This is a genomic window from Stenotrophomonas sp. RS-48, from assembly GCF_030053245.1.
In the GTDB taxonomy this organism is placed as follows: Bacteria; Pseudomonadota; Gammaproteobacteria; order Xanthomonadales; family Xanthomonadaceae; genus Stenotrophomonas; species Stenotrophomonas maltophilia_P.
In genome coordinates, this window is the sequence record NZ_JASGBV010000030.1 from 1 (window position 1) to 7676 (window position 7676).

Here is a 7676-nt window from a genome sequence, read left to right on the forward strand (position 1 = left end):
GTCAAGGATTCGAACCTTGGACCTATTGATTAAGAGTCAACTGCTCTACCAACTGAGCTAACGGCCCGTGAAACTCAGACGCACATTATAGCGTGCATTCTGTTTATTGCAACACCGTGTCGGCTGTGCCGATGCGGTTGAATCAGTGGGGTGGCTGAGGGGATTCGAACCCCCGACCACCGGAATCACAATCCGGTACTCTAACCAACTGAGCTACAGCCACCACTGAAACATTCGCTTCATCGCCAATGCTGCTGGCGCTGGAGCTTTGAAGCCTTGCCTGGAGACCGTCACCGAAGTTCGGGCCGCCGAAGCGAGTCCGATATTCTGGTGGAGTCCTCACGCTTTTGCAAGCCTTTCTTCACATCCGCCGACGCGGTCCCGGTGCCTCGCCAATGGCGCGCCCGACAGGAATCGAACCTGTAACCGCCGGCTTAGAAGGCCGGTGCTCTATCCAGTTGAGCTACGGGCGCCCGAACCGGAACGGCGTCCAATCCGACGTGGCGTGGGATTGGTCGGGGTAGAGGGATTCGAACCCCCGACATCCTGCTCCCAAAGCAGGCGCGCTACCAGACTGCGCTATACCCCGGTCTTGCAATCCCCTCGAGCCGGGCCCGGGGAGTTGGTCATTGTCGCCAAGCACGCGGCGAACTGTCAACGCAGCGATCTGTCCCGGGCGCGCGGTCACGGCAGTGGCAGTGGCCATCGGCTATGCTCGACATCGTCGGCCGGATGGCCTTCCTGATCCCTCATTCGCACGGAGAACGCGCATGCGCAGCGGCAACCCGGCTCTTTCCGAGTCGACTTTCCTCGACCTCGCCAACGGCTCGGTGGTGACCCGCCCCGACCAGGCGATGACCCTCAACGGCACCGTCAACAAGACCGGTATCCTGTTGCTGCTGACCGTGCTGACCGCAGCCTTCGCCTGGAACCAGACCGTGGCCTTCGGCCAGGTGCTGCCGGCCGCCAAGCTGTATGCCATGGGCGGCGCGATCGGCGGCCTGGTGCTGGCGCTGGTAACCGTGTTCAAGAAGCAATGGTCGCCGGTCACCGCACCGCTGTACGCGCTGGTGGAAGGCCTGTTCCTCGGCGCCATTTCCGCCGTGTTCGAGCTGCGGTTCCCGGGCATCGTATTCCAGGCCGTGCTGCTGACCTTCGGCACGCTGGCTGCCCTGCTGGTGGCCTACCGCACCGGCGTCATCAAGGCCACCGAGAATTTCAAGCTCGGCGTGGTCGCCGCCACCGGTGGCATCGCCCTGCTCTACCTGGCGTCGTTCGTGCTGTCGTTCTTCAACATCGAAGTCCCGCTGATCCACTCCTCCAGCGGCTGGGGCATCGCCTTCAGCCTGTTCGTGGTCGTGGTCGCCGCGCTGAACCTGGTGCTGGATTTCGATTTCATTGAGAGCGGTGTGGCCCAGCGCGCGCCCAAGTACATGGAGTGGTATGGCGCATTCGGCCTGATGGTGACCCTGGTCTGGCTGTACGTCGAGTTCCTCCGCCTGCTGTCAAAGATCCAGCAGCGCTGATTCCGGTCAAGCTGAAAACGACAAAGGGCGCCTCCGTGGCGCCCTTTCTGTTCCCCTCCCCCTTTCGACTCCGCCATGCCTGCCCTCTTCCACAGCTATCGCCCCGCTGATGGCCATCGCCTACCGCATGACCCGTTCAACGCCATCATCGGACCCCGCCCGATCGGCTGGATTTCCAGCTGCGCTGCCGACGGCGCGTTGAACCTGGCGCCCTACAGCTTCTTCAACGCCTTCAACTACACGCCGCCGATCATTGGTTTCTCCAGCCAGGGCCGCAAGGACTCGCTGCACAACATCGAAGCGACGGGCGAGTTCGTCTGGAACCTGGCCACTTTCGACCTGGCCGAAGCCATGAACGAGAGCTGCCGGGCGGTCGCGCCGGACGTCGACGAGTTCACGCTGGCCGGCTTGACGCCGTTGGCTTCCGGGCAGGTCAAGCCGCCGCGTGTTGCAGAAAGCCCGGTCAGCATGGAATGCCGCTGCACCCAGATCGTCCGCCTGCGCGATGCCGCCGGACAGGACACCAACGGCTGGCTGGTGCTCGGCGAGGTGGTCGCCGTCCATATCGAGGCACGACTGCTGGTCGATGGCATCTACGACACTGCAGGCGCCGACCCGATCCTGCGCGGCGGTGGACCGGCCGACTATTTCCGCGTCAGTGCCGAGCAGCGTTTCCGCATGTTTCGGCCGGCCTGAATCTCAGCCGGTAACCGGGCGCGCCAACAGGGCCGGCAGCGAGGACGTGAGCAGTGCGATGCCCGACAGCGTCAGCAGGCTCAATACGATCTGGCGGAACCGCGCCTCGCTGATGCCGATGTAGACCCGCGCGCCCAGCAGCGCCGGAAGCAGCATGGCCGGGGCGACGACAGCGAAGTACGGCAACATCTGCCGGGTGACCAGGCCACTGCCGACGTAGGTGGCCATGGTGACCGACAGCATCGCCAGGTTGAAGTTCTGGATGACCGAGAGCTGCTCCTCCTTGCCGAAACCACGCAGCGTGCTCCACAGCGTGGGCACGGGACCTGCGAAGCCGCCGATGCCGCTGAGCACGCCACCGGCCATGCCCGCCACGGTGTCGCCGATGCGCCCGCCCGTGGTGATCGGCGGCAGCGAACGGGCCATCAGCATCACCGGGCACCACAGTGCCAGGAAGCCGCCCAGCAGGGCCTTGAACCAGTCCATGTCCAGCTGCGGCAATACCATCACGCCCAGCGGAATGCCCGCCAGGCCACCGAAGACGAAGGGCAGCAGCAGACGCAGATTGAATCCGCGCCGCACGGTGAACACGGCCACCAGCTGACCCACCAGCGCGCCGAACACCGACAGCGTAGCCGCCAGGCGTGGCTCCAGCCCCCACGCCCAGAACGACATGGCGACCATTCCGAACGCAAAGCCGGACAGTCCCTGCACGAATCCCGCCACGATCGCTCCAAGTGCGACCAGCAGATACACCGAATCCATCATCACCTCGCTGCGACCCCGTGGCTACGCTGCCACGCCGGCCTGGGCAGCGTAGTGCGTGGCAAGGTGCTCGACCAGCGTGCGCACTTTCGGTGCCGCCACACCACATGAGCTGCGCAGAGCATGCGCAGGCCCCCAAACGCAACGGGGCGCCCGAAGGCGCCCCGCTGGAAATCCAGACAAGGTCCCGCCACCGCTTACAGGCGCGTGGCGATGGCCTTGGCGAAGCTCATGGTGGTGCCGGTGCCGCCCAGGTCGCCGGTCAGCGAGTCCTTGGCTTCCATGGTCGCCACGATGGCCTTGCGCAGGCGCTCGGCATTCTGCGGCTGGCCGATATGATCCAGCATCTGTGCCGCCGCCAGCAGCAGCGCGCAGGGATTGGCCTTGCCCTGGCCCGCGATGTCCGGCGCGGTGCCGTGCACCGCTTCGAAGATCGCCGCGTCCTTGCCGATGTTGGCACCCGGGGCCAGGCCCAGGCCGCCGACCAGGCCGGCGCAGAGATCGGAAATGATGTCGCCGAACAGGTTGGTGGTGACGATCACATCGAACTGTTCCGGGCGCATCACCAGCTGCATGCAGGTGTTGTCGACGATCATTTCCTGGAATTCGATGTCCGGATACTGCGCGGCCACTTCACGGGCAACGTTCAGGAACAGGCCCGAGGTCGACTTGATGATGTTGGCCTTGTGCACGGCGGTGACCTTCTTGCGGCCGACGCTGCGGGCCAGTTCGAAGGCGTAGCGCACGATGCGCTCCGAGCCCTTGCGGGTGATGCGGGTGCCGGAGAAGGCAGTCTCGCCGTCGGCCGACACTTCCTGGCCTTCAGCCAGGTAGGCGCCTTCGGTGTTCTCACGCACGGTGATCAGGTCGACGTTGTCGAAACGCGACTTGGTGTTCGGGAAGGTGTGGGCCGGACGCACGTTGGCGTACAGGTCGAAATGGCGGCGCAGGCTGACATTGATCGAGGTGAAGCCACCACCGACCGGCGTGGTCAGCGGGCTCTTCAGGGCAACCTTGTTGCGCGCGATCGAGTCCAGGGTGACCGCCGGCATCAGGTCGCCGTGCTTCTCCAGCGCCGCCAGGCCGGCGTCGGCCTCTTCATACTCCAGGCCGGCATTGAGCTGGTCGAGCACGTACAGGGTGGCATCCATGATCTCCGGGCCGATGCCGTCGCCGCGGATGACCGTAATTTTCTGCGTCATTGATCGATGTTCCGAACAGGGGGAAAAAACGCCGTCCGGACGTGCCCGGAAACGCCGGCGCAAAGGAAGTTTCACCGGCAATTATGCCTGAGCCGGGGCCGAGGTCCCAAATAGACCATGGTCCCAGTCCCCGGCTCAGGCAGAATTGCCCGCGTATTCCGGTAGCGCCGGGCCATGCCCGGCGGGTGGGCGTCCGGTCATTCGCCGGGCATGGCCCGGCGTTACCCTCAGTGCTCGTGGGCTTCCGGGGCGGCGGCACCGCCTTCGAGCTGGTCGAGGAAATCGACCGCGCGGCGCAGGTGCGGGATCACGATCGAGCCGCCGACCACCAGGCCGACCGAGAAGGTCTCGAAGAACTCCTCGCGGGTCACCCCGGCCTCCTTGCACTGGGCCACGTGGTAGCTGATGCAGTCGTCGCAGCGCAGCACCATCGAGGCCACCAGCCCCAGCAGCTCCTTGGTCTTCACATCCAGCGCGCCGGCCTGGTAGGTCTGCGTATCCAGCGCGAAGAACCGGCGCACCACCTGGTTCGGCTCGCCCAGGATGCGCTCGTTCATGCGCTTGCGGAACGCGGTGAACTCGGCGATGCGGTCCTTGCTGCCGTCGTCGGCCGCGCTCATGCCTGGCCCTGCCCGGCCAGCAGCGGCTCAAGCTTGCCTTCACGGTGCAGCGCCATCATGTCGTCATAGCCACCGACATGGACGTCGCCGACGAAGATCTGCGGCACGCTGGTGCGGCGGGTCAGCGCCATCATCTTCTCGCGTTCGGCCGGGTCCAGGTCGATGCGGACCTCGGTCCACTGCTGGCCCTTGCTCTTGAGGAAGTTCTTGGCGGCCACGCAGTACGGGCAGACGGCAGTGGAATAGATGGTGATGGCGGGGGCACCGCCGGCGGTCTGGGCTGTCACGGGAAACTCCACGATGGATCGACGGTCTACATATGGTACCGGTGCGCTGGAATTTCCACGCTACCACCGCAACACTGTGGATTAACGAATGGTTGCCCCCTGCCCTGCCACGCTTGGCGCGCCCCACCCGAGGACCTCCCGCTTGCGAGCCCTGCTGCTTTCGACCGCCGTCACCTTCGCCCTGGCCATGCCGCTGGCCCAGGCCCAGGAGAAGCTGCCCGACATCGGCTCCTCGGCCGGCGAGCTGCTGACCCCGGCCCGCCAGGCCGAGTACGGCGCGATGATGCTGCGCGAGCTGCGCAACTATGGCTACCTGCTGGACGATCCGCTGGTCAATGACTGGCTGCAGACCATGGGCACCCGCCTGGGGTCCAACAGCGACCAGCCGCGCCAGCCCTACACCTTCTTCGTGATGAAGGACCGCCAGATCAACGCCTTCGCGACCCTGGGCGGCTACATCGGGGTCAACGCCGGGCTGGTGCTGACGGCCGAACGCGAAGACGAGGTTGCTGCGGTGCTGTCACACGAAATCGCCCACGTCACCCAGCAGCACGTGCTGCGCGGGGTCGAGCGCGCCCAGCGCGACCAGATCCCGATCCTGCTGGGCATGCTGGCGGCGGTGGTGGCGGCACAGGCCAGCAACAGCACCTCTTCAGGCAATGCGACCATGGCCGCGATCAGCTCGGGCATGGGCCTGATGCAACAGCGGCAGATCAACTACACCCGCTCCAACGAATCGGAAGCCGATCGGCTGGGCATACGCACCCTGTCACGCAGCGGTTACGACGTGGACGCGATGGCCGGCTTCTTCGAGCGGATGTCGACGGCCATGCGCGGCAACGAGGGCGGCTACAGCGTGCCGGAGTTCCTGCGCACGCACCCGGTCAACATCACCCGCATCAGCGAAGCGAAGGCCCGCGCCGAGCAGATGAAGAAGGACACGGTGCTGCTGACCACCACCACGCCCAGCGGCGAGCGCAGGGAACGGGTGGACCCGGCCGACCCGACCCTGTCCGAACCGCTGCTGCGCGGCAGCAACCCGCTGCTGCCAAGCAGTGTGCTGCGGGTGCCGGTTGGCCAGCTCAGCCGGGGCCCCAGCGGCGACTTCGACTGGGCACGTGAACGGTTGCGGGTGCTCAGTGCCGACTCCACCGGCGAGGTGGAGCGCGAGTACGCCGACCTGGGCAAACGCCAGAAGAGTGGATTGAACGATGCCCAGCGCTACGGCCAGGCCCTGGCGGTGATGCGGGGGGGACGCAGCGGTGCCGGCGAGGCGCGGCAGACCCTGAACGGCCTGCTGCAGGCCCATCCGGACAGCCTGTGGGTAGCCCTTGCCCTGGCCGAGGCCGAATCGCGCTCGGGCCAGGCCACGCAGGCCAATGCCCGTTTCGAGCAGCTGCTGCGCGAGCATCCCAACAGCCGGCCCGTCGCGCTGACCTACGCCGAGATCCTCAACGAACAGGGCAACCGCGAGGCGGGGCAGCGCGCGCAGGCCATGCTGCGGCCGCTGCTGTCGCAAAGTGGTAACGATCCGGTGTTCCAGCAGCGCTACGCCCGTGCCAGCGAGCTGGCCGGGGACAGCGTCCGTGCCAGCGAGGCCTACGCCGAGGCCGCCTTCCTCAGCGGCCGGCCGGAGCAGGCGCTGATGCAGCTGCAGGCACTCAAGCGCAATCCCGCGCTGGACTACGTGGGACGGGCCCGGGTCGACGCGCGCATCGAATCGATCACCCCGACCGTGTTGGAACTGCGCCGGCAGGGCGTGCAGGACCCCGACCTGGACCGCCGCTGAGCGCTGCATGACCGGTCCGTGGCAATCGGGAGCGGTTCCGGCCCGATGGTCACAAAAATGTCATCAAACCGTAGTCTACTGGCACCCGTCCAGTAACCGAGCCCTACGGTGCCCTCGTGCAGAAACGTATCCTGATCGTCGATGACGAGCCCGCGATCCGCGAAATGGTCGCCTTCGCCCTGCGCAAGGGTGACTACGAGCCGGTTCACGCCGGTGATGCCCGCGAAGCCCAGACCGCGATCGCCGACCGTGTTCCCGACCTCATCCTGCTGGACTGGATGCTGCCCGGCACCAGCGGCCTGGACCTGGCGCGCCGCTGGCGCAAGGAGACGCTGACCCGCGAGGTGCCCATCATCATGCTGACCGCGCGTGGCGAGGAGAACGACCGTGTCGGCGGCCTGGAAGCCGGCGTCGACGATTACGTGGTCAAGCCGTTCTCGGCCCGGGAGCTGCTGGCCCGCATCCGTGCGGTCATGCGCCGCGCCCGCGAAGACGACGAGGACGGCAGCGTGGCAGTCGGTCCGATCCGCATCGACGGTGCCGCGCATCGCGTGTTCGCCAACGAACAGCCGGTGCCGATCGGCCCGACCGAGTACCGCCTGCTGCACTTCTTCATGACCCACCCCGAGCGGGTGTACACCCGCGCCCAGCTGCTGGACCACGTGTGGGGCGGCAGCGTGTACGTGGAGGAGCGCACCATCGACGTGCACATCCGCCGCCTGCGCAGTGCCGACGTCTACCACCCGCGCTTCCCGCGCTACGTGCAGATGGAACATGAGCAGAAGCGCCTG

At 66.3% G+C, this 7676-nt stretch carries 8 protein-coding genes and 3 tRNA genes; 4 read left to right on the plus strand and 7 right to left on the minus strand.

Annotated elements, in window-relative coordinates; translation table 11 throughout:
- Window positions 1-146 precede the first annotated feature (146 nt).
- The 3 genes from QMZ25_RS06775 to QMZ25_RS06785 all read right to left on the minus strand — a co-directional run bounded on the left by QMZ25_RS06775 (window position 147) and on the right by QMZ25_RS06785 (window position 589).
- Window positions 147-223: transfer RNA gene (locus QMZ25_RS06775), tRNA-His, on the minus strand.
- A 173-nt stretch (window positions 224-396) separates the two neighbouring features.
- Window positions 397-473: transfer RNA gene (locus QMZ25_RS06780), tRNA-Arg, on the minus strand.
- A gap of 39 nt (window positions 474-512) precedes the next feature.
- A tRNA-Pro gene (locus QMZ25_RS06785) sits at window positions 513-589 on the minus strand.
- A gap of 181 nt (window positions 590-770) precedes the next feature.
- Here QMZ25_RS06785 and QMZ25_RS06790 point away from each other — a divergent pair.
- Both QMZ25_RS06790 and QMZ25_RS06795 read left to right on the plus strand, forming a co-directional pair.
- A complete protein-coding gene (locus QMZ25_RS06790; protein ID WP_053520416.1) occupies window positions 771-1526 on the plus strand; it encodes a Bax inhibitor-1/YccA family protein in 756 nt (251 codons plus the stop codon).
- 75 nt (window positions 1527-1601) lie between these two features.
- The gene (locus QMZ25_RS06795) at window positions 1602-2222 is read left to right on the plus strand and encodes a flavin reductase family protein (RefSeq protein WP_283219322.1); all 621 of its coding nucleotides are present in this window, start codon (window positions 1602-1604) and stop codon (window positions 2220-2222) included.
- Window positions 2223-2225: 3 nt separating this feature from the next.
- Here the strand turns inward: QMZ25_RS06795 and QMZ25_RS06800 are convergent, their stop codons facing one another.
- The 4 genes from QMZ25_RS06800 to grxC form a co-directional block, all read right to left on the minus strand.
- Window positions 2226-2987 carry a sulfite exporter TauE/SafE family protein gene (locus QMZ25_RS06800; RefSeq protein WP_283219323.1) on the minus strand — a complete coding sequence of 254 codons (762 nt, stop codon included), beginning with the start codon at window positions 2985-2987 and terminating at the stop codon, window positions 2226-2228.
- Window positions 2988-3184: 197 nt separating this feature from the next.
- Complete coding sequence (locus QMZ25_RS06805) at window positions 3185-4189, minus strand: isocitrate dehydrogenase (protein ID WP_053520418.1); 1005 nt, start codon at window positions 4187-4189, stop codon at window positions 3185-3187.
- A gap of 227 nt (window positions 4190-4416) precedes the next feature.
- A complete protein-coding gene (locus tag QMZ25_RS06810) occupies window positions 4417-4809 on the minus strand; it encodes a carboxymuconolactone decarboxylase family protein (RefSeq protein ID WP_053519434.1) in 393 nt (130 codons plus the stop codon).
- Window positions 4806-5096 carry a glutaredoxin 3 gene (gene grxC / locus QMZ25_RS06815; RefSeq protein WP_004154541.1) on the minus strand — a complete coding sequence of 97 codons (291 nt, stop codon included), beginning with the start codon at window positions 5094-5096 and terminating at the stop codon, window positions 4806-4808. Before grxC ends, QMZ25_RS06810 begins: the two co-directional genes overlap by 4 nt.
- An 88-nt stretch (window positions 5097-5184) precedes the next feature.
- Here grxC and QMZ25_RS06820 point away from each other — a divergent pair, with 88 nt between their 5' ends.
- A complete protein-coding gene (locus QMZ25_RS06820) occupies window positions 5185-6885 on the plus strand; it encodes a M48 family metalloprotease (RefSeq protein ID WP_283219324.1) in 1701 nt (566 codons plus the stop codon).
- Between the two features lie 116 nt (window positions 6886-7001).
- Window positions 7002-7676, plus strand: a 675-nt coding sequence (gene phoB / locus QMZ25_RS06825; protein WP_283219325.1) for a phosphate regulon transcriptional regulator PhoB, incomplete at its 3' end; no start/stop codon positions are given.

What these genes read in the sequence shown, in the direction of transcription:
- QMZ25_RS06790 (WP_053520416.1), top strand. Translation starts at nt 771, where the DNA reads ATGCGCAGCGGCAACCCGGCTCTTTCCGAGTCGACTTTCCTCGACCTC.
- QMZ25_RS06795 (WP_283219322.1), top strand. Translation starts at nt 1,602, where the DNA reads ATGCCTGCCCTCTTCCACAGCTATCGCCCCGCTGATGGCCATCGCCTA.
- QMZ25_RS06800 (WP_283219323.1), bottom strand. Translation starts at nt 2,987, where the DNA reads ATGGATTCGGTGTATCTGCTGGTCGCACTTGGAGCGATCGTGGCGGGA.
- QMZ25_RS06805 (WP_053520418.1), bottom strand. Translation starts at nt 4,189, where the DNA reads ATGACGCAGAAAATTACGGTCATCCGCGGCGACGGCATCGGCCCGGAG.
- QMZ25_RS06810 (WP_053519434.1), bottom strand. Translation starts at nt 4,809, where the DNA reads ATGAGCGCGGCCGACGACGGCAGCAAGGACCGCATCGCCGAGTTCACC.
- QMZ25_RS06820 (WP_283219324.1), top strand. Translation starts at nt 5,185, where the DNA reads ATGGTTGCCCCCTGCCCTGCCACGCTTGGCGCGCCCCACCCGAGGACC.